At 47.3% G+C, this 26,084-nt stretch carries 22 protein-coding genes, 1 tRNA gene and 1 pseudogene; all 24 read right to left on the minus strand.

The genetic code is table 11. The features are described 5' to 3' along the window. Nucleotides 1-33: 33 nt before the first annotated feature. Nucleotides 34-108 (minus strand) — tRNA-Pro (locus tag ACTNEN_RS04590). A gap of 68 nt (nucleotides 109-176) precedes the next feature. After that, the gene (locus tag ACTNEN_RS04595; RefSeq protein ID WP_441204869.1) at nucleotides 177-1,349 is read right to left on the minus strand and encodes a pyridoxal phosphate-dependent aminotransferase; all 1,173 of its coding nucleotides are present in this window, start codon (nucleotides 1,347-1,349) and stop codon (nucleotides 177-179) included. Beyond that, complete coding sequence (locus ACTNEN_RS04600) at nucleotides 1,342-2,478, minus strand: aminotransferase (protein WP_441204870.1); 1,137 nt, start codon at nucleotides 2,476-2,478, stop codon at nucleotides 1,342-1,344. Before ACTNEN_RS04600 ends, ACTNEN_RS04595 begins: the two co-directional genes overlap by 8 nt. A gap of 182 nt (nucleotides 2,479-2,660) precedes the next feature. Then, on the minus strand, nucleotides 2,661-3,158 hold the full coding sequence (locus tag ACTNEN_RS04605) for a pyridoxamine 5'-phosphate oxidase family protein (protein ID WP_441204871.1): 498 nt from the start codon (nucleotides 3,156-3,158) through the stop codon (nucleotides 2,661-2,663). A gap of 168 nt (nucleotides 3,159-3,326) precedes the next feature. Further along, on the minus strand, nucleotides 3,327-3,632 hold the full coding sequence (locus ACTNEN_RS04610; RefSeq protein ID WP_441204872.1) for a hypothetical protein: 306 nt from the start codon (nucleotides 3,630-3,632) through the stop codon (nucleotides 3,327-3,329). After that, complete coding sequence (locus ACTNEN_RS04615; protein ID WP_441204873.1) at nucleotides 3,622-5,427, minus strand: hypothetical protein; 1,806 nt, start codon at nucleotides 5,425-5,427, stop codon at nucleotides 3,622-3,624. Before ACTNEN_RS04615 ends, ACTNEN_RS04610 begins: the two co-directional genes overlap by 11 nt. After that, nucleotides 5,420-6,340, minus strand: coding sequence for an AAA family ATPase (locus ACTNEN_RS04620; protein ID WP_441204874.1), 921 nt, complete (start codon nucleotides 6,338-6,340; stop codon nucleotides 5,420-5,422). The genes ACTNEN_RS04615 and ACTNEN_RS04620 overlap by 8 nt, the downstream gene beginning before the upstream one ends. A 100-nt stretch (nucleotides 6,341-6,440) precedes the next feature. Further along, nucleotides 6,441-7,451 carry an ATPase P gene (locus ACTNEN_RS04625; protein ID WP_441204875.1) on the minus strand — a complete coding sequence of 337 codons (1,011 nt, stop codon included), beginning with the start codon at nucleotides 7,449-7,451 and terminating at the stop codon, nucleotides 6,441-6,443. A 140-nt stretch (nucleotides 7,452-7,591) separates the two neighbouring features. After that, on the minus strand, nucleotides 7,592-9,076 hold the full coding sequence (locus ACTNEN_RS04630; protein WP_441204876.1) for a carbon starvation CstA family protein: 1,485 nt from the start codon (nucleotides 9,074-9,076) through the stop codon (nucleotides 7,592-7,594). A 247-nt stretch (nucleotides 9,077-9,323) separates the two neighbouring features. Beyond that, nucleotides 9,324-10,394, minus strand: a complete 1,071-nt coding sequence (locus ACTNEN_RS04635) for a GGDEF domain-containing protein (RefSeq protein ID WP_441204877.1) — start codon at nucleotides 10,392-10,394, stop codon at nucleotides 9,324-9,326. Nucleotides 10,395-10,774: 380 nt separating this feature from the next. After that, complete coding sequence (gene fucO / locus ACTNEN_RS04640; RefSeq protein ID WP_441204878.1) at nucleotides 10,775-11,920, minus strand: lactaldehyde reductase; 1,146 nt, start codon at nucleotides 11,918-11,920, stop codon at nucleotides 10,775-10,777. A gap of 157 nt (nucleotides 11,921-12,077) precedes the next feature. Continuing rightward, nucleotides 12,078-12,584: a TetR/AcrR family transcriptional regulator C-terminal domain-containing protein gene (locus ACTNEN_RS04645; RefSeq protein WP_441204879.1), complete on the minus strand. Its 507-nt coding sequence runs from the start codon at nucleotides 12,582-12,584 to the stop codon at nucleotides 12,078-12,080. Nucleotides 12,585-12,910: 326 nt separating this feature from the next. After that, on the minus strand, nucleotides 12,911-14,266 hold the full coding sequence (gene mgtE / locus ACTNEN_RS04650) for a magnesium transporter (protein WP_441204880.1): 1,356 nt from the start codon (nucleotides 14,264-14,266) through the stop codon (nucleotides 12,911-12,913). A gap of 673 nt (nucleotides 14,267-14,939) precedes the next feature. Next, complete coding sequence (locus ACTNEN_RS04655; protein ID WP_441204881.1) at nucleotides 14,940-16,589, minus strand: ABC transporter ATP-binding protein; 1,650 nt, start codon at nucleotides 16,587-16,589, stop codon at nucleotides 14,940-14,942. Between the two features lies 1 nt (nucleotide 16,590). After that, nucleotides 16,591-18,408: an ABC transporter permease gene (locus ACTNEN_RS04660; protein WP_441204882.1), complete on the minus strand. Its 1,818-nt coding sequence runs from the start codon at nucleotides 18,406-18,408 to the stop codon at nucleotides 16,591-16,593. Nucleotides 18,409-18,502: 94 nt separating this feature from the next. Then, nucleotides 18,503-19,915, minus strand: coding sequence for a hypothetical protein (locus tag ACTNEN_RS04665; RefSeq protein WP_441205078.1), 1,413 nt, complete (start codon nucleotides 19,913-19,915; stop codon nucleotides 18,503-18,505). A gap of 240 nt (nucleotides 19,916-20,155) precedes the next feature. Continuing rightward, entirely contained in the window at nucleotides 20,156-20,935 is a 780-nt protein-coding gene (locus ACTNEN_RS04670) for a response regulator transcription factor (protein ID WP_441204883.1), read from the minus strand. A gap of 14 nt (nucleotides 20,936-20,949) precedes the next feature. Next, the gene (locus tag ACTNEN_RS04675) at nucleotides 20,950-22,656 is read right to left on the minus strand and encodes a histidine kinase (RefSeq protein ID WP_441204884.1); all 1,707 of its coding nucleotides are present in this window, start codon (nucleotides 22,654-22,656) and stop codon (nucleotides 20,950-20,952) included. Next, nucleotides 22,653-23,642: an extracellular solute-binding protein gene (locus tag ACTNEN_RS04680; protein ID WP_441204885.1), complete on the minus strand. Its 990-nt coding sequence runs from the start codon at nucleotides 23,640-23,642 to the stop codon at nucleotides 22,653-22,655. Before ACTNEN_RS04680 ends, ACTNEN_RS04675 begins: the two co-directional genes overlap by 4 nt. 187 nt (nucleotides 23,643-23,829) lie before the next feature. Then, nucleotides 23,830-24,156 (minus strand): hypothetical protein, encoded by a 327-nt coding sequence (locus tag ACTNEN_RS04685; RefSeq protein WP_441204886.1) that lies wholly within the window; start codon nucleotides 24,154-24,156, stop codon nucleotides 23,830-23,832. Beyond that, entirely contained in the window at nucleotides 24,095-24,445 is a 351-nt protein-coding gene (locus tag ACTNEN_RS04690) for a hypothetical protein (protein WP_441204887.1), read from the minus strand. Before ACTNEN_RS04690 ends, ACTNEN_RS04685 begins: the two co-directional genes overlap by 62 nt. 109 nt (nucleotides 24,446-24,554) lie before the next feature. Continuing rightward, nucleotides 24,555-25,022: pseudogene (locus tag ACTNEN_RS04695) on the minus strand (lysozyme family protein); the annotation flags it as partial. Nucleotides 25,023-25,338: 316 nt separating this feature from the next. After that, the gene (locus ACTNEN_RS04700; protein WP_441204888.1) at nucleotides 25,339-25,611 is read right to left on the minus strand and encodes a helix-turn-helix domain-containing protein; all 273 of its coding nucleotides are present in this window, start codon (nucleotides 25,609-25,611) and stop codon (nucleotides 25,339-25,341) included. Between the two features lie 59 nt (nucleotides 25,612-25,670). Next, on the minus strand, nucleotides 25,671-25,919 hold the full coding sequence (locus ACTNEN_RS04705) for a hypothetical protein (protein WP_441204889.1): 249 nt from the start codon (nucleotides 25,917-25,919) through the stop codon (nucleotides 25,671-25,673). Nucleotides 25,920-26,084: the final 165 nt, after the last annotated feature.

Raw genomic sequence — 26,084 nt, forward strand, 5'->3', positions numbered from 1 at the left:
CTTGAGAACGATTTCTCAAGGGCTCAATATACATCGGGGTGACAAGATTCGAACTTGCGACCCCCTGGTCCCAAACCAGGTGCTCTAGCCAAACTGAGCCACACCCCGATCGGAAATATTCGCTGCTGTTTCATCAGCGACTCACTTATATTACTAGCTATTTCCGGTTTTGTCAATCAGTTTTCCCGCAATTTACTTAATCTTCGTATCGCTTCGTCAATGGTTTCCTCGCTTCTTGCAAAGTGAAGCCGGATCAGGTGATTTACCTTTTCACGGAAGAAGCTCGATCCCGGTACTGCCGCGACACCGATGTTTTTTATCATCCATTCGCAGAATTCAAGGTCAGTATATCCCTGGAATTTTGGCTGGTCGAGAAATTCCTGGATATCCACCATGATAAAATATGTGCCTTGCGGTACGTTATGCTTTAGCCCGATCCGGTCGAGACCATCCAGGAAACGCTGCCGTTTCTTTGTATAAAGCGTGAGCAAATCATCATAATAGCTTTCCGGAAATTCAAGTCCTGTGACGGCTGCCTCCTGCAAAGGCGCCGCAGCACCGACCGTCAGGAAATCATGCACCTTCTTAGCGCCTTCGATCACATCCGCAGGTCCGATGAGATATCCAAGTCTCCAGCCGGTGATGGAATATGTTTTGGAAAGCGAATTGCAGGTAATGGTATGCTCATACATTCCGGGAAGCGATGCCATTGAGATATGCTTGTTCGGAGCATAGACCATGTGCTCATACACTTCATCGGTAACCACAAAGGCATCATATTTAAGTGCCAGCTTACCGATTGCCAGAAGCTCTTCTCTTGTAAAAACCTTGCCACAGGGATTGGAAGGATTGCAGACAATAATCGCCTTAGCCCCTTGCCGGAAACCATCCTCTACCAACCGGATGTCAAAATTGTACGTCGGAGGTACCAGTGGAATGTAGATTGGCTCTGCGCCGGACAGAATCGCGTCTGCTCCGTAATTTTCATAAAAGGGGGAGAATACCATGACCTTGTCTCCCGGATTACAGATGGTCATCATTGCGCACATCATGGCTTCTGTACCACCGCAGGTTACCACAATCTCTGTGTCCGGATTGATTTCTCTTGCGAAGGATTTTGCCTGTTTTTTAGCCAGGGCAGCTCTGAAATTCTCTGCCCCGTAGGTCACCGAGTACTGGTGCGGGCCGGCATAGGCTGCCTTAGCCAGTGCATCCAGGATTTCCTTTGGTGGATCAAAGTCCGGAAAGCCCTGGGATAAATTGATTGCTCCATATTCATCACTGATTCTTGTCATTCTACGTATGACAGAATCGGTAAATGTCTGCACTCTGTTACTTAATTTAGGCATTGTACTCTCCTTTCAGCCGGATATATTTGCTGACTGCTTTTAATCCATCTTTTAACGACTCTGTTCCATAAGCATAACCGATTCTCATACTGTGAGGCTGCTCAAAACAATCGCCAGGAGTGACAAATGCACCGGTGGTCTTGTACATTTCTTCACAGAAGGTGTAGGAATCAATCGGAAGATCATAATAAACCAGTGCAGTTGTACCTGCCTTTGGCTTTACGTAGGAGACATGCGGCTCACTTTGTACCCAGGCATCGAGAACTGCAAGACTTTCACGGACAATGTTACGGCTTCTTTCCAGCAGGACGTCCTTATGCTTCAGGGCAAGGGATGCCACCGCTTCATCAAACATTCCGCAGCTGATCAGATTGTAATCTCTATGCGAAAAAAGAGACTTCAATACTTCCTGATCATGCGTTGCAATCCAGCCGAGGCGGATACCTGCAAGAGAAAATACCTTTGACATACTGCTGACCGAGATTCCCTTATCATACAGGTCCACAATGGATTCACTCCAGATATCCTCCTGGGTCAGGTGCCGGTAAACCTCATCGCAAAGTACATAAGCTCCCACGCTTTCCGCAATTTTTACAATCTCCTCAAGGTATTCCTTGTCCATCAGTGCACCCGTCGGATTGTTTGGATTGTTGATACATATCATTTTTGTGCCAGGTATCGCTAAACGACGTATTTCTTCAAGATCCGGAAGGTATCCATTTTCTTTTTTGAGATGCACAAGCTTAACATCCGCGCCATACGATTCCGGGATGGAATACAACTGCTGATAGGTTGGCATAATACTGATCACCCGATCGCCCGGAGAAATCAGTGAATAAAATACATGGTGATTTGCGCCCGTTGCGCCGTGGGTTGGCACAATCTCATCCTCATGGATCGAATGATACAGCCCTGCAATTCCTCGCTTTAGTGCTGGGGCACCTTCAATATCGCCGTATGTGAGCCTTCTGCTGCAGAAATTTTTAAGAAAGTCCTCTTTGTTTTCTCCAGTCAGCTGAAAAAGTTCATCCATGGAAATGGAATCCACACATGTCTCAGCAATATTGTACCTGGCACCGGTTTCCCAAGCATTCATCCACTCTTCTACACCAAAAGGTTTGATATTCATTTTATCCTCCTGTAAAAAACGAAAGGACATCCAAAGCTCTGCCTTATAACGCTGAACGCGCCGTACCTACGGCATAAGCTCTGAATGTCCTTTACCCTCCACCCGGTGGTGGAGAAAACAAAATATGAAGTTGATACTAAAATAGCATAGATTCCGCCGCTGTCAAGTAGCATTTTTACTTCTTATGCCTCATGCACCCGCTTTCCGGTCATCCGGTCAATGGTCATTACAAGCATGTTTGCTCTGGCACCATCTTTGATCACTTCATTTTCTGCGGCTTCCGGCGTCGGATAATATTTAAGTGCAAGCTTCCGTAAAATAGCAAGAGCAGTAGCTTTGTCTTCTACAACTGCGAGATGTCCAAGACAGATTACACTCTGGATGGTCAGTGCCCAGTCTCCCTGTTTCCGGTATCCCTGGTCCATGACAGTAAAGCAGACATTATTGTCAGCAGCCATCAAATCCAGCTTCAGCCCCTCTTTGGCACCATGAAAATAAAGCTTGCCATCCTCCTCATTATAGAACTGGTTCAGCGGGATAGCGTAAGGATACCCATTTTCACCATGAAATGCCATCACTCCTCTCGGTGCATTTTTCAGCACTTCTATGCATTCCGCCTCTGTGATCTCCTGTTTGAACCGCCTCATTTTACGAAATTCAGTCATTTTAAATTCATCCATAGCTATCTAACCCCTCTTTATTCCATCCCTCTTTCTTATAACCATCTTAAATTTTTATAAGTATACTTCAAAAACATCCGAATGACCAGGAAATATTGAACAAGCAACAATGAAGCAAGTGAGTAAGTGATAGGATATGTACAATTGCGTAAAAGATTGGATATGCGCCTAAATCAGCTGCGTATCTATCACCCTGCAGCGGTCGCCGAGGAGCTTTTTAGCTTTGTCAGCATCCTCGGCATGTACATCAATGGCATAAAAATTACTGTCTTTAGTTTTATCGCCGGCAAAATGCTGGATGTCAATGAAATTGCTCCCAAAGCTTGCTGTGTTCCGTGCCATCTCGGAGTCTCTCGTCTGGCACCAGATCCCGGCATTTTTAAGGCGCGAGGCATAGAGATCCCGTTCCCGTTTGTCATGCGTTTTGTATATTGTTACCTTACGGTGACCCTTAGAAAAAAGATCAGTAAACATTTTCTACTCCCCGGAGTGTCATCTCGAGGAGATCGCTGACGGCCTCCTCAAGCTGGGAAATCCGGTGAATCCGGACACACTCCTTCCCATATATCGTATGCAGATTTTCAAGATACAATGTTGGTCCCAGAAAGATCGCGGCAACGGAAATGCCATCCTTTCGGAGGTCTGCAACTGCCTGTTTCGCATCAAGGACGGCAGCGCTGCCCTGATATTCTCTGGCAAAAACACTTCCGCGCTCTGGCGGAAGCTTTACGGAATCGTTGGGAGATGCATCGGTAAGGACAAATAAGATACGACGAGCGTATGCGTCTTTGTCAGGAAGCATGCTTCCGGCAAGCCGTAATCCCAGTCCATCCCGATTCCATCCACCCGCAAAATAGCGGCTGACACCGGAGGTATCCTTTTGGTTCCGGTCTTTCAGAATCTGGAGTGCTGTATAGCCCCGGACGGACCGGAAGGCTTCCACCTGTACGGCGACTCTTGCCTTACTGAAGCTCTCGGCAATGATTTTTGCCTGCGCTGCGAGCTCCTCCTGATAATTTAAGCGGGACGCGGAAGCATCGAGCAGAAGGTCAAGGGAAACACTTCGCTCGGTCTCCTCTCCCTGCTGTAGAAATACATGGGTATCGTGCAGGATCGGCAAGCGGTAGGCAAGCTCTGATGAAAGCCGCCCCTGTCTTGCAAGCTCCGGCAGTGCCCGCTCGGTACCGGACAGGACTTCATCTACTCTGGAGGAGAGCTTCCGGATCCCGGATGCAATCTGTATCGAGTGATCTTTCTGGAAACTCTGATTTTTTAAAGCCTGCGTACCAGCCTGTTTGAGTACCGATGTAAGCTCGCGCCGGTCTCCGGGAGATAATGCCTCGAGCGTTGACACGGGGAGCCGTGTCTCGTGACCAAGTTCCGGTTGACTGCATTCGCATGGTTTACTAACCCAGAGGCGGCAGAATGCGTGGGGACCGGCACAGAGATTGTTTTCCAACACGTGTAGATCCTGCTCTCCGAGTATACTTCTGCCAAGGACTGCCTCGATGTACGCCCGATCACCGGCAGCATGATCCGTACGGATTCCTGCGCTCCCTGCGTGTGCAAGCTGGACTGAGCCTGTCTCATCACCGGTTCCTGTGCCATTGCGGACAAAAAGTGTATCGTGACTCTGACTATGGTGACGTAAAAGCGTAGATGCGATCACCCTGCGCAGTCCGCTTACAGGTGTATAAGATGTGTGACCCATACGCATATGGCCGTGAAATAGGTCGGTCACAATTTCCTGCATTTTTTGGATTACACCTTCTGTATCCAGGTTCCCCGGAAATTCCAGCGCAGTCTGGAGCTTACGCCCTTTGGGTGAGAGCAGGTCTCCACGTTTCCCGAGCACCTTTGACCAGCGCGCCTGTTGCTGATTATATACGGTCATCGACTGCAGCATCATCTGCTGGCGGGAGAGCATACCGCGGCTTTTAAAAAATTCCTCCGCCTTCTTAATCCTGAGCGCTTTAAGTCTCGGCCTCTCCGGAAGCTCCTTGAGATATACACAGTTTTCTATACCAAGCCACAGGATTTCGCACCATTCTTCCGCATGGATAGAACCGTCAAGGCTTTGAAAAAATTCCGTAATCCGGTCGAGATCCAGCCATTTATGAGTAAGTCCGATCACCAGATTAAAGTACGGATCCGGCTGGCCGTTTTCATAAAATGCCATATACGGAGGATCAAAGGAGTAGTCACCCGCTGCGTTCCAGATAATGTTTTCCGCCCTGCGCTGAAGTCCTGTGTAGTGTTTTTTATTCAAACAGATCACACCCTTTCAATGCCGGGTCAATTCGCTCGTCAATGACATCCGTGATAAGCTTCTTTTCATACGGATCAAAGATCTTATCAGCGATACACATCGTAAGAGCATCACCTGCACTAAGTCCATGCCCGCAGAGGTCAATCGCGTCCAGAAGCCCCCGGAGATCCGCCGCCTTGCCGGAAACCTCCGCACTCTCCGCCTTCTTCTCCAGATCAAAAAACAGATCTGCAAGCTCCTCGCTTCTCTCGCTCCGAAGCTTTGGTGCATGCTCACGGATCAACCGGATCAGATTGTCTCTTGTGATGAGCGGCATGTCGAGGACAACGAAACGCGAAGCAAGGGCTTCATTCAAATCACGTGTCCCGGCATAGCCGTAATTCATCGTTGCGATAAAGCGTGTACTTTCCTCTAACTTTACAAGCTCATATCCGGGGATATCCAGGATCCTCCGGAAGTCAAGCGCCGAATGCAGCACTGCGAGTGCCTCATTTCTAGCCATATTGATCTCGTCCAGGATGCCAAAGCCTCCGTATCTTGCGCACTTGGTGACCGGTCCCTCCCGGAAAACCACGCGTTCACCGTCATAGGTATCGGTCCCAACCAGGGATGACGCATCGGCACCGATATGGAACGAAACATTCCACACAGGGCGTCCAAATGCCTCCGCAAGACTCTCCGCAAGGACATTTTTGCCGGTTGCCTTGGGACCTGCCAGAAGCAGATTTTTGCCGCTGAGCAGTGCGGCGGTAGACTTTTCCCAAACCGGAGTACCCAGGTAGCGGACCAAATTAGATGGTACTCTCGACGTAAGTTCCTCCGGGGTCTTATGCTGCGCTCTGAAATCCCTGAGTCCGTCCAGAAGCGCGGGATCCATCCCCTCATCCTTTAAAAATGTAAGAATATCTTTCATAACACGCCTTCACATAGCCTTATTCGCTTTCGTTCACATTTATCCGTTTTATTTTGCCACGGAGCATTTTCTGATGATTTACAGATCGTTTTCTGACCATTTACTGATAGTTCATTACCCGGAACATAGGCTTTACCAAAACGATTTCATCATACTCCTCCTGTGATACAGTTTTAGTATGATCAAGCCCCTTGAGCTCCTCTTTCATAAGCATAAAAGCCTTGTCAACCGTTTCTGCTTTACCTTCGCGAATCACTCGGATCATACGGTCAAGTACTGCCGGATGCGCATACTGTGGAGGAACGGGGAAGGATGGGGCCTCTGCTATATACGCTTCTGCTTTAGCAACCGCCTTGTCCCAGTCTGCCTGAACCGCCTTACGGCTGCGTCTTCCGGTGGGGATAATCCCTGCTCCGGAGATGAAAAAGATTCCGGCGAAGCCAAACAGGACAAAGTAGAGAGGCCAGCTGCTTTTTCCTGCAATGAGAGATGCCACTCCTATGACCGTGAGCAGCACGGAAACCAGCAGTATTCCCCATGCCATTAAAAGATTGGAGGTTTTAACGCCATCAACAGAACGCTTATTTCTGGCTGTGCGGGAGAGATCCTCACCAATCTCCGGACATGCCTCGAGGTAGGAACGAGCTTCTCTCAGCGTGGTAAGCGAAGCTCTAGCGGTATCCGAAAGTTGTTTTACGTAACGGGCTTCTTCTCGTGCTCTTGCTGCCGCCAAGCGATGCTCTGCTTCCTGTGAATGAATCGGAATCTCCGGATGCGCACTTTGTACGGCTCTCAGAAATTCATCTACTTCATCTTCGTATTTAAAATTACAGCTCAGTTCTCTGCCACTGGAGAGCTGCACAACAAGATAAGGGATTGATCCAAAGATCCCTTTTCCGGAAAATCCGCCTCTGCTCATGGCAATGCGTTTAAATACTCTGCGCACATCGGGCCAGACGGCATAATAGCGTCGGTCCAGGAAAAAGCTGTTAAGATAAACGGCCTTCTCTCCCATGCCGCACGGGCCGATTTTCCGGCAATGTTTTTTATCTTCTGCAAGTATTTTATCGTTAAGTCTTTGATTTCCTACAGCAACCGGTGCCAATATCATCTGAAGCCTCCTGATGAAAAAACAGGCAGACCGTATCTCTGCAGTAATACGGTCTGCCGGATGTGATCATTTTAAAGCATAAACATTCGCATTTTAAGTAACTGTGTTTTCGGCGAATGCTTACCCATCAAGCACCCGCCTTATGCGGCGATCTGATCTGCATGACTCTTTGCCTTCCAGAAAAGTGCAAAGAACAGAATCGCTGCAATAATGCCAACCGGGTAAGCCACGCTGGTGTTGTACTTAAGTGCCGCGAATGCGCCGAGGCACTCCGGAGCCATCATGAAGTAGGTAATGGAAACTGCGCTCATGAAGGTTGCGGGTATAGCACATACCCAGAAGTTCTTCTTCTCCTTTGCAAGATACATGGCACCGGACCAGAGGACGATCATGGCAAGAGTCTGGTTGGTCCAGGAGAAATATCTCCAGATTACTGTATAGGACAGCACACCGAGAGTATTACCAAATCCGAGGATTGCACCGACGCCAAGAACCGGGATGCAGAGCTTCAGACGATTTTTAGCACTGCCCTGCTCAATCTTGGCCCAGTCTGCAATGGTAAGTCTTGCGGAACGGAATGCTGTATCGCCGGAGGTAATCGGGCAGGCAATAACACCGAGCATTGCAAGTGCAACACCAACATGTCCCATGGTCGTGATGCAGACATCATAAATCGCAGCGGACTGACCATCCTTAAGTATTGCCTGAAGACCTGTATTCAGTCCATTGGTAACTTCATAGAGAGAGCATCCTGCTGCTGCCCATACAAGCGCGATGATACCTTCTGCTACCATTGCACCGTAGAAAACGAAGTGACCCTGACGCTCGCTCTTTAAGCATCTTGCCATCAGAGGCGCCTGTGTGGAATGGAATCCGGAGATGGCACCGCATGCTACGGTAATGAACATAAAGCTCCAGATCGGAGTTCCTGCCGGATGCATGTTATGCAGGTTTGCCCAGACCTCGGGGATCTTATATCCGTGGAGCGGAAGACCGATAGCAACACCAACTGCCATGGCAATCAGGCAGATTCCGAAAATCGGATAAATCTTACCGATGATCTTATCAATGGAGAGGAAGGTCGCAATAAAGTAATAAATCAGGATAATGGCAAGCCAGGTTGTTGTTGCAGAGAAAACTCCACCATTTCCGGACTTACTGGGATCAATGAGTTTCACAATCAAACCAGCAGGCCCTACTGCAAATACGGTACCTACCATGATGAGGAGCACCACGGAGAATACACGCATGATGTTTTTCATCGTATGACCGAGGTATGTACCTGTAACCTCTGCAATAGATACGCCCTGATGTCTCTCGGAAAGCATACCGGACATATAGTCATGCACGCCGCCTGCAAAGATCGTACCAAAGGTAATCCAGAGAAATACGATCGGTCCCCACAAGGCACCCTGCATGGCACCGAAGATCGGGCCAAGACCTGCAATATTTAACAGCTCTACCAGAAACAACTTCCACTGCGGCATCACGACATAGTCGACACCATCATTAATGGCAACTGCCGGAGTATCCCGGTCGTCCGGTGCAAAGATGTTGTCAACAAATTTACCATAGGTAAAATAGCCGCATATCAGAATCGCCAGACACAAGATAAAGCTAATCATATAGTTCCCCCTCTTTTTACGCACAAATCATATGATTTGTGGATATTGATGAAACGTGTCTGCAGAACCACAAATCTCATCTCTGTCAAAATATTAAAATATTATAAACTCAAAAGATAGGAGCATTATGCTTAAAATTATTTATATATATTTGTGCATTATTACAATAGAAGAAGGATAAAAATATGGGAAATATGACGGATAAAAGTCGATTTTAGTCAAATGACTTGCTGCATAATGACGAATACTATTTCCTCGCATTTCTCATGCCACTTTGCTGATAATAAAGGTCCTTGTCTTTCCGCATCCTGTAATCTGCCTGCTGTACAAGCTCCGTCATAGATATCTTATCCTCCATATCTGCACATGCAATTCCAGCCGCAATATAATAGCCTTTTTTGCCAAGATGTGTACGCACAGACTGTATCCGATGGCAAAGCTCCGGATATGTAACATCAGATAATAAAAGCACAAACTCGTCTCCACCGATTCTGTAGATGCAGTTACGTTCAAACTCCACTGCCAGAGCATCCGCTACTGACCGGAGCATCTCATCTCCTGCTTCATGTCCCTTTTTATTATTTAATTCATGCAGTCCGTTGACATCGATAAAAATACTGGCTTTCGTTCTTTCTGTTTCCTGATCCAGTTCTTTCAGCCTGTGGTAATAGAGGCTCCTGCTGCCCACGCCGGTTAAACCGTCAATGTCCAGAGATTCCTGCAGCTTCTTATGATCTAAATACGCCTGAAAACGGATCTGGGTATACCAGCTGCCCATGACAAGCGCAATCATGGCATACAGCATTCCATCCCAGAAATCTGTCACGAGCATTTCCGGAGTACGGAAGGTTATGTCATAAGCTGTGCCCAGAATCAGGATCCCGATGGTTTCCAGATAAAGCCACCAGGGCGCATCCAGACAGAGAAAGGCGGCAAGCACAAGTGTAGCATGGGTAGTGGAGGCAAGTGAATCCGGACTGTTTACGGAAAGCACGATGGAAACGATCAGAAACAGAAGCACGGTCATGCGAAGTAACGGCAGTATTTGATGGATATCCTTATCGGAAATCCGCAGGGCGGCAACGAAGATCAGAAGATAAAGTATTGCCGTCCCAAGATATACATGGTTTGTCCATTGCAGCGTATCAAAGGCTCCGATCAGTACATTGACAATGGTATTGATGCAAAAGGTAACGCTAAAGACGCAGCTTAAAATGAGAAGCATCTTTCTTCGATCCTTGTTGAGGTCCGTCTGAATGTCCTCAAACTCTGCTCTTGTCAATCCTCCATACAGAAGGAATCTTTTAATTTCGTCCATATGCCATGCACCTTTGATGTTAAGAGACTATCGCTTCCTTATCGTTTTTGTTAATAATAAAATTATACCATGCCTTTCTTTCAGAAGGAAGCAGATAAAAAGATCCCTGGACTATCCCCAGACTATCAACGATCAGCGGCGTATAGCTTTGACTATGAACTTCAGGCAGTTTGGAACAGCTCGTAATATGAGGGACAGGGAAATGATAAAGCTGCAATAAATAAAGTTTATGGGACTGCCGCATAAGCACCTTTCAGCGCCAACGGCAGCCCCATGATGGAGAAGCATTTTAAAATGTTTTAATTTATTTTATTGCGAAATGTTGCGAAATATTTTAATTCTACTGTTTTTCGCAAATGGTTTTCTAAATTACATCAGACTTACATCAGCTGACGGAACATCTCGATCACCTGTTCCTTTGTAGCTTCACGTGGATTTCCCGGGTAGCAGGCATCATTCAGAGCATCTGTAGCAAGCTGGTCGAGGTCCTCCTCACGGATACGGTCATTTTTCTCAGGGATGCCAACATCCTTGGAGAGCTGCTTTACAGCAGCGATTGCGGCATCACGATATTCCTCCTGCGTCATTTCATCTACGCCCTTAACGCCCATGGCTCTTGCAATTTCTCTATATTTTGTGCCTGTATAATCACGGTTAAACTCCATCGTGATCGGAAGGAACATAGCGCAAGCCATACCATGAGGTGTGTCATAGTGCGCAGACAGTGTATGTGCCATGGAATGATCAATGCCAAGTCCTACATTGGAGAATCCCATACCGGCAATATACTGGCCAAGTGCCATACCTTCCCGGCCCTTCTTGGTATTTGCTACGGCATCACGCAGGTTCTCTGCTATGAGTCTGATAGCTTCAATGTGGAACATATCGGTCATTTCCCAGGCACCCTTGGTGGTATATCCCTCGATGGCATGTGTCAGGGCGTCCATACCTGTGCAGGCAGTAAGTCCCTTAGGCATCGAAGACATCATCTCCGGATCTACTACGGCAATGATCGGCATGTCATGTGTGTCAACACAGACAAACTTCCGTTCTTTCTCTACATCTGTAATAACATAGTTAATGGTAACCTCTGCCGCGGTTCCTGCGGTTGTCGGTACAGCAATGATCGGTACACATGGGTTCTTTGTGGGAGCGACACCTTCCAGGCTTCTTACATCAGCAAACTCCGGATTGGTAATAATGATGCCGATAGCCTTGGAAGTATCCATGGAGGAACCGCCGCCGATTGCTATGATGCAGTCCGCCCCGGATGCTTTGAATGCTTCTACTCCGTGCTGTACGTTAGCGATCGTAGGGTTTGGTTTAATATCGGAATATAATGTAAACGGAACCTGTGCAGCATCCAGGAGATCTGTTACCTTGGCAGTAACTCCAAATTTAACCAGATCCGGATCTGATGCTACAAATGCTTTTTTAAAGCCCCTTGCCTTCATTTCCGGGACAATTTCCTGGATTGCACCGGCTCCATGATACGACGTGCCATTTAATGAAATTCTGTTAGCCATGTTTCCATCCTCCTTAGGAAAATTTATTCTCAAATCATCTGTTAATAAAATAACATGTCTTGGAAGGAAATGTAAGTTACACTTCAGTGGATGTGTAACACTTGCGGTGAATGGCTCTCAGGATTTGTTATTGAACTTACAAACGTATTCCGGGATATTATTCCAGGATGTTTAACTCCCGAAAAAGCTTTTCAATTGGCTGTGGCATTGCATTGACCATCATCTGCGCAAGCTCTTTTGAACTCATCTTCATGCCGCCAAGCACCCATTTTACCGTGCGATAGATCTGTGCCCAGCAGTACATTTCCAGGATTTCATCCATCTCGCGCGTAGGAAACGCTCCGGTTTTTTCCTTGATAAGATTTCTATAAAAGGCAAATATCATATCAAAATCATGCTCGCGTAGATTGTTCTGGTCATCATTTCGGAATGCTGCTGTGAAAAAATGACGTTCTTCCCGGATATAGTCAAATTTCAAAATCAAACTTTCTGTAATTGTCCGACCCTTCCCCATCTGATCAAAGGATTTTGCCAGAAGCTTGTCAAAGTACCAGTTAATAAGATCATATTTATCAAGGAAATTGCGGTAAAAAGTCTGTCTTGAAACACCACAGCAGTCTGTGATTTCTCTGACAGTGATGGACTCCACCGGAGCAGTTTTCATGCACACTCCCATGGCTCTCGCAAGACGGTATTTCACATCAGTGAGTTTTCCGGGATTTTTTTCTGATTTGCATTTTATTTCGCTTCTTTCAAATCTTTCTGATTTTGGGCATTCTGCTTTCATATGGTCCACGTATTGCCTCTCTTAAAATTTCTGTAGTATAGCTGTTATTATAAAGCAGAAAGCATTTCCCTTCAATTTTACAGTTTGAAATTCAGTCAAAAAAATCATCCGAAGCTCGTCTTATCAACGAACTTCGGATGATTTGCCGCTTCAGTATATTCCACCGACGGGATCGTGAGGCGACGAAGCAAGTCTTGCACACCTTACACCGGGATGTGCAGCAGTGCCCTTGAAATGCTTAAAAAGATCAACAGTGAGCAGGAGTCCACGATGGTGGTAATGAGCGGAGATGCCATCATTGCGGGATCCAGATGCAGTTCTGTCGCAATGAGCGGAAGCACGCCGCCGATTACCTTTGCCATAATAACCGTACACATCATAGCAATTGCGACGGTGAGCCCAATCAGTTCACTGCCAGGATACTGGATCATGATGCGGATAAAGTTAAGCGCTCCGAGGATCAGCCCGCAGATCAATGCAACTCTCAGCTCCTTCCAGATAACTTTTAAAGCATCCTTCACGCTGATTTCATGCAGGGCAAGAGAACGAATCACCAGTGTGCTGGACTGTGCGCCCGCGTTTCCGCCGGTATCGGTCAGCATCGGGATAAATGTAATCAGGAGCGGAATTGCCGTAAGTGTATCCTCAAACTTACCGAGGATACCGCCGGAAACCATATCCGCCATCATCAGTACCACCAGCCAGATAATACGATGTCCAACCATCCGGATGACCGGTGTTTTGAGGTACGGTGCTTCCTCAGGTGTGGTACCTGCCATTTTCTGGAAGTCCTCTGTCGTCTCCTGTGTGAGGACATCAATTGCATCATCTACGGTAATGATACCGACCAGCCGATCCTCCGCATCCAGCACAGGTAAGGTTGTAAAGTTATATCGGTCAAAAAGCTTAGCCGCATTTTCACGGTCTTCTGTCGTATGAACCGAAATCACATCCTTTGTCATGATTTCGCTGATCGGGGCATTCCGCTTGCAGAGCAGCATTTCCCGTACAGTAATAACACCCAGCAGCTTCTGAGCGGTATCCGTCACATAACAAGTATAGAGGTCCTCACTATCCTCTCCGTTAATACGGATCCAGCGGATTGCCTCCATGACCGTCATGGTCGGAAGCAAGCGGACATACTCGGTCGTCATTACGGCACCGGCACTGTCATCCGGATATTTCAGGAGAGCATTGATATCCTTCCGGTCTTCCGGACGCACCTTGGATAATACACGACGTACAACATTCGCCGGCATTTCCTCCAGCATGTCAACAGCATCGTCAGTATACATCTCCGCAAGGACATCCTTTACCTCCTGATCGGTAAAGTTAGCGAGAAACTTCTGCTGTTCCTCCGAGTCCATCTCACTGAAGGTGTCTGCAGCCTCGCTCTTTGGAAGGATCCGGAAAAGAACCATCTTCTTTTCTTCCGGAAAAACCGACAGAATCTCGGCAATATCCACAGGCTCAAGATGCTGAAAGGCTTCCTTTAATCCGGTCAGGTCATGCTTTGCGAGAAGCTCTTCAATCTGCTTTACCCTTTTTTCCATTGTCATAATAATCATTCTCCTTCAAAGTTCAGGGATCCACGGTTTTAGTGGATCAGCCATCATGTTGCCTTTCTGAAGAAGACTGATGTTGTCTCATGCAGCTGCTTTACGGGGTATGAAATTGTAATGCAACGGAAACAAAGATGGTCAAGCCCCTTTAAGGCAGAACCATCACAGAAATTCCAGGAAAATCTATAAAATTTAACCTGCGGAAATTTACACCAAAATGGGATCCGCAAATGGAATCTTATTTCTTGAAAATCCTTAATTCTTTAGAATCTATTTCGGGATGCGAAGCTCTCAGACCAATGCAGGGAGCACGCATGCGATCGTGTTTACCGTATATTTTTCATTACCAGCAGTAAAGCAGGTCCATATTCGAACACCGTCTCCGTCCATAAATACGTACTCCTTTCATAGAATTTAAAAACAAATTTTAAAAGAAAACAAAACAGGCTTGGAAAGCTGGACCTTGTTTTGTCCATGTCTGACTTTCCAAGCCCTAAACTATTATACATGCTTCATTCAGTGTGTCAAGCTGACAGCGACGATAAAACTTGCCATATACGATAGCGCTATGAAACTTGCTATATCAAACCACATCTGGACGCCAGGGTCAACCTCTATATTAAATACCGTTATTTTAAACCGATCCTTATAATACAAAGATATAGCCCTATCAGTCGATCACCAGCGCTCCGGCCGCGATCCGCTTACCGGACTTACGATCAAAGAGCAGGATATTTTTGCCGTTGATATTGATGCCGACTTCCTGACCGATCTTATACTCTGTGTTTCCAAAGATCACACCAGTCAGGAGATATTCGCCGTAGCGTAGCTTAAGGGTTGATTCCATACCAGTCGGCATGGCACCATAAACCAGAGTCCTGAGAGCACCGTTATCCTCGATGTCAATGGCTTCCGGGCGGATACCAATCACCAGATCCTCATTGGTCAGCACCGGCTCATCCTGGATGGACGTATCCTCCTCCACAACCTTCTGGATATGGTATTTAAAGACCTCATCCTTGTTGCTCTTTTCTACTGCACCCTTATGCGTAAGCCGTTCCTTCTCCGCGTCTTCCTTTTCCTTCTGCGCTGCATCTCTCTCGTGGAACCAGGTATCAAGGCTCAGTTTCTCGTTAGGGATAAAGTGTGCCTTGACGCCATTGAGGATCGTAAGTGCAACGCTTCCATCTGCGGTCTGCGCGCCTTTAGCTTCCACAAAATTAATGGAAGGATTGCCGACAAAATCCGCGGCAAAAAGATTGCTTGGCAGATTGTAAACCGTCAGAGGCGCATCGTACTGCTGCAGTACGCCGTTATTAATGAGACAGATCCGGGTTGCCAGAGTCATGGCTTCCATCTGGTCATGTGTAACATAGACAAAGGTACTTCCGGTCTCAAGATGCAGTCTCTGAAGCTCATAGCGCATCTCCAGACGCAGCTTTGCATCCAGATTAGAGAGCGGCTCATCCATAAACAGAACCTCAGGCTCCGGAGCAAGGGTTCTTGCGATGGCGACTCTCTGCTGCTGTCCACCGGAGAGCTCGGCGGGATACCGGCCCATGAACATACCGATTTTAACAATGCGGGCAACGTGACGTACACGGGCATCTACTTCTTCCTCGCTTAGCTTCCGCTTTGCCGTGAGGATCTTGCCATCCTTTAAAACCTCAAATTTTTCATTCAGAGTCTCTCCCTTGGATTTGTGCTCATCCTTTATCGCCGAGAGCTTCTTTTCATATTCGCCACGCTTTGCGTCTGCAGCTGCCTGCGGATCCTGCGCTTCATGAATTTTCAAGTTAAAAAGCTCCTTAGCAGTATAAATCGACAGCGTAAATGTATCCATCAGCTTGACGTACGCCTTTTCCGTATCCATCTTGCCGTTTTTATCGCTGCAGTCCTCAATCTGATCCTTGACCTTGCGTCCGTTTTGCAGCGCACGCACCATATCCGATGCCTTTTTGGCTTCCACATCTACGATCGGAAGCTCCTCGTTGATATTTTTAAGTCCAAAGGAGATGTTCTGATATACGGTCATGTTCGGCCACAGAGCATAGTTCTGGAACAGAAATCCTACCTTACGTTTGTTGGCAGGGATATTGATCCCGGCCTCCGAATCAAACACGACCCGGTCTCCAATTTTAATCTGTCCCTCGGTGGGAGTTTCCAGGCCGGCAATCATTCTGAGAATTGTGGTTTTACCGCATCCGGACGGACCTAGCAGTGTGATAAAGCTGTTGTCCGGGATGTCCAGGCTGATATTATCTACGCCAAAAAAGTTTTTCCAGCGTTTTGTAACATTTTTTAATGTAATTGACGGCATATTAACCTCCGATACCATTATCAAGACTTGCACCAGTTAGGATATTTACGAGTGCATTGGTTACCAGCAGCGTGATGACCATAATCAGGTTGATCGCGCTGGAGAATGCATACAGTCCCATTTCATCAAAATAATCCAGTGTCGTGGACAAAATAAAGCCCTGTGTGCAGAGAAGCAGGAACAGTGACAGTTCACGTAGACATGTCATAAACGGAAGCGTAAATCCACTGATAATCGATGACTTCTGGATCGGGATAATAATCCGGGTCATGCGCTTGATCCAGGGGATATCCTGAATGACGGCAGCCTCCTCAATCTCGCCGCTCAGCTGCAGCATGGAGTTAAGCGATGCTCTCGATGCAAATGGAATGTATTTGATAACACCCGCAATGATCAGCAGCGTATATGTATTAAAGAGGTTGATGTGCTCGTTGGAAAACAGGATAAAGAATGCGGCACCAACGGCGATGGACGGCATGAGGTATGGCAGGAAGGCAATGTTATTTACATAGTTTGCCCATTTGGATCGTCTGTTTTTAGCAACCGCATAACCGATCAGTGTGCCGATGGTTCCGGCAAGGATCGCACAGGCAAACGCAAGGATCAGCGTACCCTTAAAGGCATGCCAGATCGTCGGATTGTATAAGATACCCTGCTGACCATACATTCCATTTTCTGTGATGTTTTCCTTGGTAATCCACCACTTGTCGGTAAGATTTGACATGTCTCCTGTATACAGGAAGCTGTAGTCTCCCGGATTTGGCAGAAATGTCTCCAGTGCAAACAGCAAAATCGGAAAGATGGATGTAAAAAAGGTGGAAAGCACAAAAATGATTGCCACAATATATTTTCCGGCCTTGCCAAGATTGATCTTGGAAAGCTGTCCTGACTTTCCGGTGACGGTCGTATAATTTTTCCGGCTGCGTAGAGAAATCTGGTTCAGCCCCAGGATCAGAAGTCCAAAGATCATCATGATGATTGCAAGGATCGAAGCCTCTCCGGTATACTTGGAATTCATGGTGATGTACTTTGTGGACAGCGTTGTAAAATTGAGATAATGCGGTACCGGATAGGAGCCCATTGCCGAACCGAATACCAGGAGGATGGTGGAGAGGATTGCCGGACGGATCATCGGCAGAGTAATCCTTGTAATGATCTTCCACTTTGGTGTATCCAGGATTGTTGCCGCTTCCTCAAGGTTTGCATCCATATTTTTAAAGATGCCACCGATCATGATATAGGCAAAGGCGCTGTAGTGCAGACCCAGCACCATAGCACTTGGAAAAAGACCGACGCACCACCACTTCGGCATATAGATGTGGAACATATTGGCAAGCAGTCCATCCGCAGTGCCAACGACAGCATTGGAGTTAAACAGATTCTGCCATACTACTGCAAGTGTCCACTGCGGCATGATATACGGGAAGATAAAAATAGAGCTCAGATATTTCTTGAACCTCATATTTGTCCTGGTTACAAGAAATGCAAAAAAACCGCCGTACAAAATCGAGATCGCGCAGGACAGAACCGACAGAAACAAGGTATTGACAAGCGGCTTCCATAAATTGGTCATTGCCAGCCGGCTTGTAAAAAGATCAATGTAGTTTGCAACGCTGTATCCGCTGGTTCTGCCGGTCAGATGCTGATCAATTGTGCCGGGATGGATCTTAAAGGTATCTCTTACAATCGCTACGATTGGCATAATGGTAGCCAGCGTGCAGAGGATGCCAAAGATCAGCAGAATCACATTTTCCGGCTTGGAAAAATAGGTCCTGACAGAATTACGGAAGACGGCGGATTTATTTTTTTTAGCAGTCATCTCCATACAAGACTCCTTTGAGAGAAACTTAGTGCAGCATAAATAACAGAAAAGGTGCTGTAACTTGCATTACAGCACCTTAGGGTATCCGAGTTTAACCGGCTTTCTGAGCGTCAGCGTACTTGGTCAGAGTTTCAATCCAGCTGCCGACACCAAATGCTGCATCTGCGCAGTACTGAGGATCCTCAAGTACCAGCTCGCCATCTGTTGTCCACCAGTCATATCCACGGTCATCCTTAGCAGGGAACTGATCCTGTCCTGCCTCGTTGTAACCGCCCTTCTTGTGGTTGTAGGTTGCCTCGATTGCTTCTGCAACCTTAGGATTGGAGGAATATCCGCCCATATCCTTGCCCCATGCAGAGAATCCATCCTCTGTGCAGGTGAGGTAAGCGATAAATGCGCATGCGGTCCATGGAAGCGGTGAGTTCTTGGTCAGGAACAGATAGTGGTTATATCCAAATCCGCCGATACCAACATAATCATCCTGATAAGCTGCAACCGTAATGTTATTAACGGAAACGGTTGCGGACTCCTCTACAGAACGAAGCTTGGAGTATACCAGCAGTCCGGACTGATCCTTTGCGGAAGTATCTACAAGGGTATTGCAGATCGGACCATCATCGGTCTGTGCGTTGTAATTTTCAACCCAGAGCTTGATCCATGCCATAGCATACTTTCCGTTCTCACCAAGTCCGAAATCATCAGCTTCCTGAGAAACCTCCTCGATAATCGGATCAAAGTAAGCCTTGTGCTCATCATCCAGCTTATCGTAAGCATCCTTGAGCCAGCCTGCGTACTTATCCTGTGTCAGCATGTACAGGAAGTTCTTGCCGACAAGCTCGGAATCAATATCCATGTAAAGAGGATGCTGATCCTTATAAACAAAATCCCAGCAGTTCTTGAACTGCGCACTGCCGGTATTGTTAAACATAAATACCTTGTTCAGTGTCTGCAGCGGCAGGAATCCCTCATATGCATCGGCTGTCGTTCCATTAGCATCCGCCCAGTCCTTGGGGATAAAGGTCTTTAAAATATCCTGATCTACCATCTTGGTCTGGATCTGGTTGCCATCCTGAATGAGTGTCATGGCAAAGGTTCCCTGATCCTTAAGGGAGTCTGCCTGCAGCTGCTCAAAGATCTTATTGTTCTTGGGCTGCTGCCACTCGAAATTCATGTTGTAATTTGGATCAATGGTCTGCAGATAAGTGATAAAGAGCGGAAGGGCAGTCTTACCACGGCTGGAGTTTCCAACACCATAGAAGGTAGCTCCGTTAGACTCCTCAATTGCCTTTTTGGCAAGCTCATCAAGGCTCATGCCCTCGGCTTCCTTGATGATAGCATCCACACCGGTTGCCTCTGCGCCTGTGTCCTTAGCTGCCTGGGATGCAGCTTCTGTACTTGCTGCTTCGCTCTCCGCTGCTTTTGTTGTTTCTGCTCCTCCTGCAGCCGCTGTAGTTGCCGGTGCAGAGGAACTGCCGCCACAGGCCGCCAGCATGCTGACTGCCATGGCACCTGTTACTGCCAAAGATACCAGTTTTTTGTTTTTCACGATAATACCTCCTCCAGTAAAAAACAGACTTTCTGTCTGCCCCTTAAATTAGTTTTATTATAAATCCGAAATTTAGAACAAAAAACAGGATAATTCTGCTATTTTTCTGTCAAATCTGACTTTCTTGCAATAAAAAAATGATGGTAAAAACCATCATTTTTTATATATGTATATACAGACCGGCATACGTTATAGATATTATTGCTTTTCTGTTTTTTCATGGTTTCTGATGCCGTTTTGATAATCCGATGGCAGCACGCCCAGGATTTTACGGAAGGTACTGGAGAAATATCCGATATCTTTGTACCCGACCTTTTCCGCTACCTCATATACTTTATAGTGGACATCCTGCAGAAGCCGTACCGCCACGCGCATCCGGTAATGCGTAATATAGGTATTGATGCTCATGCCGGTTTCCTGCTTAAAAAGCCGCGAGAGGTGTCCCTCGGAGACGCTGACAGCGGCTGCGATACTGCTGACACTAAGACCCTCCTCCGGATAGTGATCCGTGATAAAGTCGATTGCATTCTGAACATAGCGATGCATTTCCGGAGTTTTTTCCCGGAGAGGAACTGCATCCTCCTCCTGCCGCACATACGATGCTTTGGAGCGATCATATAAAAGCCGACTGATCGCCTCCTCCAGCTCGCCATCGTCAAATGGCTTAAGGATATAGTCTGATGCCTTAAGACGGATCGCCTGCTGCGCATAGGAGAACTCCTCATAGGCTGTGAGGAAAATCACCTTAACATCCATTTGCTCCTCGCGGATCCGGCGCACCATCTCAATCCCGTCCATCTCTGGCATGCGGATGTCCGTGATAATCAGATCCGGATGCAGCTTAAGCGCCTTTGCAAAACCATCCTGTCCGTTTACCGCCTCTCCCACAAGCTCGCAGTCTACACTTTTCCAGTCTGTATTAGAAGCAATACCCATACGGACAAAGCGTTCATCATCTACAATCAATACCCGGTTCATTGCCATCCCTCACTTTAACCATTATGATTGCTGCCACTGTCTAATCGCAGGGGAAGCAAAATCCGCATTTCCGTGCCTCTCTCCGGCAGCCGCCGTGCACTGAGCCCATAGGCATCGCCGTAATTTAAGCGAAGCAGCGTATCCACATTGCGGCAGCCGAGATGCCCGGAGAGACTTGGAGCCTCATGCCGCGCAAGCATTTGAAGCATTTCATTGCTGATTCCTCTGCCATTATCTGTTACCAGAATTTCCAGATCCTTATCTTCTGCGCCGCAGCTTTTAGCAAGCACCTGGACTCTGCCGTCCGGGACGCCTTCAAGGCCATGGATAATCGCATTTTCCACGACCGGCTGCAGGATCAGCTTGGGAATCACCGCATGCATCAGCGTCTCCGGAATGTCGTAGTCAAATACGAAGCTGTTATCAAAGCGGAATGACTGAATGCTGCAGTAATTCTCAAGCAGATCAATCTCATCCTCCAGCGTGCAGAATGGCTCGCCTGAGATACTGCGCCGGAGAATTTTGGCAAGGCTTTGAGACAAGGCGGCAATTTCCGGTACATGATGCTCCTTTGCCACCCACTTGATGGTATCCAGCGTATTATAGAGGAAATGTGGGTTAAGCTGTGCCTGCATCATTGCAGTCTTGGTATCATTTAATTGCTTCTGCTGGCTGACCTGCTCCTCCATATAGGTCTTAAGCCTGACGGAGGTTTTATTAAAGCCCTCTGCCAGTTGGCCAAATTCATCCTCCCGCTGCATGTCCACATGTGCGTCAAGGTCTCCATGCCGTAAGCGTTTCATTGCATCCGACAACTCATGGATCGGCTGCGACAGTGCGCGGCTCATCCAGGCAGATGCCAGGAGGCAGAAGCCCATGCTGACGGCAGCAAGGATCAGTATAATCCGGTACATAGAGCTTATGATATCCTGAGAGAGTGCAGGAGGCGCTGTATAAATGGACCTGAGACCGCTGTCTCCCAGATCGGAGAGGTAAAAGCTGCCTGTCAAACCATCCTTATAGCCTTTACCGGCCATAAGATTATCACGGCAGCCTGCGAGGACCGAAGCATTCGCAAGTGAACCCATGCGGAATGCCGGCTCCCAAAAACGATTCACTACTGCAAATCCGTTTTGCCCGGACAGTCCTCCGCCAAGCAGCGTGGTAAAGCCCTGCGCATGCATTGTAATCACGACATATCCGTCATTTTGATTAATTTTACGGGCGATATCCAGGGTGGGAGTTGTTGTATCCATCCCTTCCATACCGACGGTATATACAAGTTCTCCCGGATGCTCGGAGGCACGTTTCAGCACACCATAGTGAAGCGGCAGAGTTTTATCCTCCGTGCCTCGTCCCGTGGAGTAGATCCGGTTCCTGCCGGAGTAGATATCCACGGTGGAAATGTTCCGGATGCCCTCTGTTTCCCGGTACAGGGAAGCGTAAACGCTTGGAATCCTTACTCTGCCCTCTGTCAGTGCTTGCTGGATATAGGTATCATCCGAGATCTGATCCGTAACCGCCCGGAAGCTGTCAAAAAGCTGTGTAAGTTTACCGTTAAGTCTCTCTGCCTCCTCTATGTCGCTGGCGGCAATGTCTCTTGCAACCTTGGACCGAAACAGATTTACGGTCAGTACACAGCTGATCAGAAGGGGAATGACGGAAACCAGAAAAAAGCTCTTTAAAAGCTGTGTGCGGAAGGAGCGGTGCGGCAACTTCATGGTGCTGCCTCCTCTCCTTGGCTTCCGGTACTTTGGATATTTGAGCCGTTTAGGGCGCCCTGCGTCCATTGAGATAGAATCTCAGCCTCCTCCCGACTGTTTTTTACAACGTCCAATGGCACGAGCTCGAATGTCTGCCGGTCCTCAGGTAATGCGATGTGCTCCCGGACTGGTCTCCGGTAAAGACTCTCCACTGCAAATTCCTGCGTGTCCTCACTTATGATAAAATCAATAAATTTTTCCGCATTGTCGGGATGCGGCGCATTTTTCAAGATTGCGCATCCGTCCGGAAATGCACTGGTCCCGCTCTCGGGATATACCATCGCGATATCATTTCCTTTTGCGATTTCCTTAAGTGCGGATTCCTCCAGCGTAATCCCCACAAGACACTGTCCGGTCGCGACCGCTGTAAGAACATCGCCGGATCCACTAAGTACCCGTCCATCCAGCTGTGCCTTAAAGGTATCCAGAAGCTTTTTCTGATGCATGCCGGAAATTGCCATCATTGTGCATAAGATTGTATAGCTTGTACCGGAATGTAATGGATCTGCAAAGGCAATCTGTCCTTTCCAGGTACCGTCAAGAAACTCCTGCCAGTCTTTTGGGGCTTGCTCCAGGGATACCAGCTTTGGATTATAGATAAATACGATCGGAAGCTCGGTGAATGGCGTCCAGGAATCATCAACAGACAAAAAACGGCTGTCAAGCTCTGCTGCATCTTGTGCACGGTATGGCGCAAAGCTCTGTTTGTAGGCTTCGAGGCTCTCCACTCCTCCACCGAACATGAGATCCACATCGCCGAAGTCGACATTGTCCCGGATCTTATCCAGCATCTCCTGCGTGCCTCCGGCAGTCACCTGAACCCAGATGCCGGTGCGCTCCTCAAACTCCCGAACGACCGGCTGGTAGACCTCCTTTTTATGTGAGGTAAAAATCACAAGCTTACTCTGTTCCGGGACAGACTCCGGCTGGACTGCATTCGCCATAGTCATCTGGAGATTTTGTATCTGAGACTGCCGGGCACAGCCGGAAACGACCGCCGCTGCCGGAATGAGAGCACATAAGATGGGGAAACATCCTCTGACCAGCCGCCGCAGGGCTTTTATATAAAATAATATTTTATCCCTATTATGGCACATATACCTTTTGTTACCTGCTTCTGGTCACGCTGCCTTAAAACCCGTAATGCTCTCGCTCGGAATCATGATCGTAGACCTTGTGATATTCCTCAGTGCCCTGACGGATCAGACGGACCAGTGTATACCTTATACCCTTAATGGTTGCGGTATCACCCACCCTTTTCTTATAAAACGGATGATCATCGGTGCTGACCCGGGTCTGAATCCGGTTTTTTCCATCGCTGATGATCACATAGTCTCCTCGCTGTGCTCCATCCTTTTTTTCATAATGACGGAAACCGGATGCTCTCCGGAAGTAGTCACTTTTGCTTTCCTGCCCGTCTTTTTTTCTGCCTTTTTGATTCTTCCCATACACTGCCATAGTTCTCTCCTGTATTAAGCTTCGTAAGATCATATTTCCCCGGCTGTACCGGAGACACAATACCGTGACAAAATTCATACGGACGAAGCGCAAGCTCCATCCTCTGTACCCTGTCCCAGAGCCTTGCATAGCGGTTGAGATTTCCCCCGATTACCCACCATTTATGGTGCTTTTCACGGTCTGTGCGGCTCAGGCGAATGTGCTCAAGCAGGAGCTTCCCCGCATCCCGCCGAAGCCTTGCAAGGTCCTCTTTCTGCTTAAGATATGCTTCTTCTGTTAGTATGATCATCGCATATGTCTCTCAATTTCCGTTTTCCTGTCAGATTATTCAGACAGATTTTTTACTACCCACATCTGATCTGCAACGTCATAAAATCAACCTGCATGTAAATTTATGTATATTTATGAACCAGCTTTACATAAAACATATTGCCGTATTTATAGCGCCAGCCGCCATTGGCAAGCACCGCCACCGGGTTAGGATAGCTCTCGGTTCTGCCGCCGGATTTCTCCTTTGCAAACTGCTCCGCAAGCTCCAGCGTATGATGCCTCCCATGCTCTGCTACATAATATACATATCCTTTGCCGTAATTATATGCCTGTATCGCTGTATCAAGGTCGCAGCGGTTTTTTTCCGCGATCGCGAGAATCTCTGAGAAGTATTTTGTCCCCTGTGCAATAGATTCTTCCGTGTTTAACGTATTGACCGACAGACCCAGGGATTCGCTGGACTGCATCACGTCATTTCCTTGTCCACGGGATTCCACCTGCATAATCGCAAGCAGCTCATCCGTGTATCCGGAAATTCCATATTGTGCGGCATATTTTTTAACCATCGGGCGGAAACTCAGTACCTCGTCCGAGAGCTTTGTACTGAGATATTGCCGATAGCCGATCAAACCTGTTAACAGGATGATAATAAGCCCCGGGATCATTAAAAAATACCGGATGCTCTGTGCGCTTCTATGCAGCTGCTTTTTGGCAGGCTTTCTGCTTGTAATCTGTCTTCCTGCATGAGCCTGTTTTCCTGTACGGCGGCCTGGTGATTTTTCTTGGTTTCCTCTATTCATGCGCTCCTTCACCAAAGACAAGTTTACGAGCTGATTATAGCATGAATCATAAAACTCCGCAAAAAAAACGGCACCGGAATCATCGGCACCGCTGAAAGTATAAACACCACCCTTACTCATGTGAGGGGTCCTGTATCTCTCCCTCAGACTCCTGCGCTTCCACCTTTTCACTAAGCGCATAGTTTCCCGCAAAAAGATCATTGGGTGTGACATGCAAAACCTCGGCAATGCCAAGCAGGACCTCCACGGAAGGTGTGACTGCACCGATCTCAATGTGTGAAATATGGATGTTACTGGTGCCAAGAATTTTGGCAAGCTCCGACTGCGTCAGTCCGGCCTTTTTCCGATACAGTTTAATTGTTTTTCCAAGCAGTTTTCTATTCATAAGTGTCCTCCATAAGAATAATTATTATCCTTATAGATATCATAGCATGAATATAGCAATTATGCTTGTATCTTTCTTGTTCTTAATTGCTGAAAAAGTGATAATCTGCTTTTCTTTTCCTCCAGAAGTTCAAGCTGATGACCAAGCTCATGATATTTCCGGAAATTTCCCTCGGTGAACCACCACTTTTCAAAGTCCTCCGCAGTATCTCTGTCATAATGAAGCTCCATTGATAGGAGCAGATCTGTCTGCTCCTGCCGGATACGTGCAAGCTCTCGTTCTGTAAGCTCCAGGTCGGTATATCGCATGATTTTCTGCCTCCGTATTTTATACTATGGGAGTATTGCCTATTGATACCAGTATATACTTTTTTAGAAGCTTTTTAAAAGAAAAAGATGGTCCTATGCCGATCAGGACATATGACCATCTTTTCTATACTTAAGTAATTATGTTTTGTTTCAGAGGAACTCTAC

The sequence above is a fragment of the Oribacterium sp. HCP28S3_H8 genome (assembly GCF_052064775.1).
Lineage (GTDB): Bacteria > Bacillota > Clostridia > Lachnospirales > Lachnospiraceae > Oribacterium.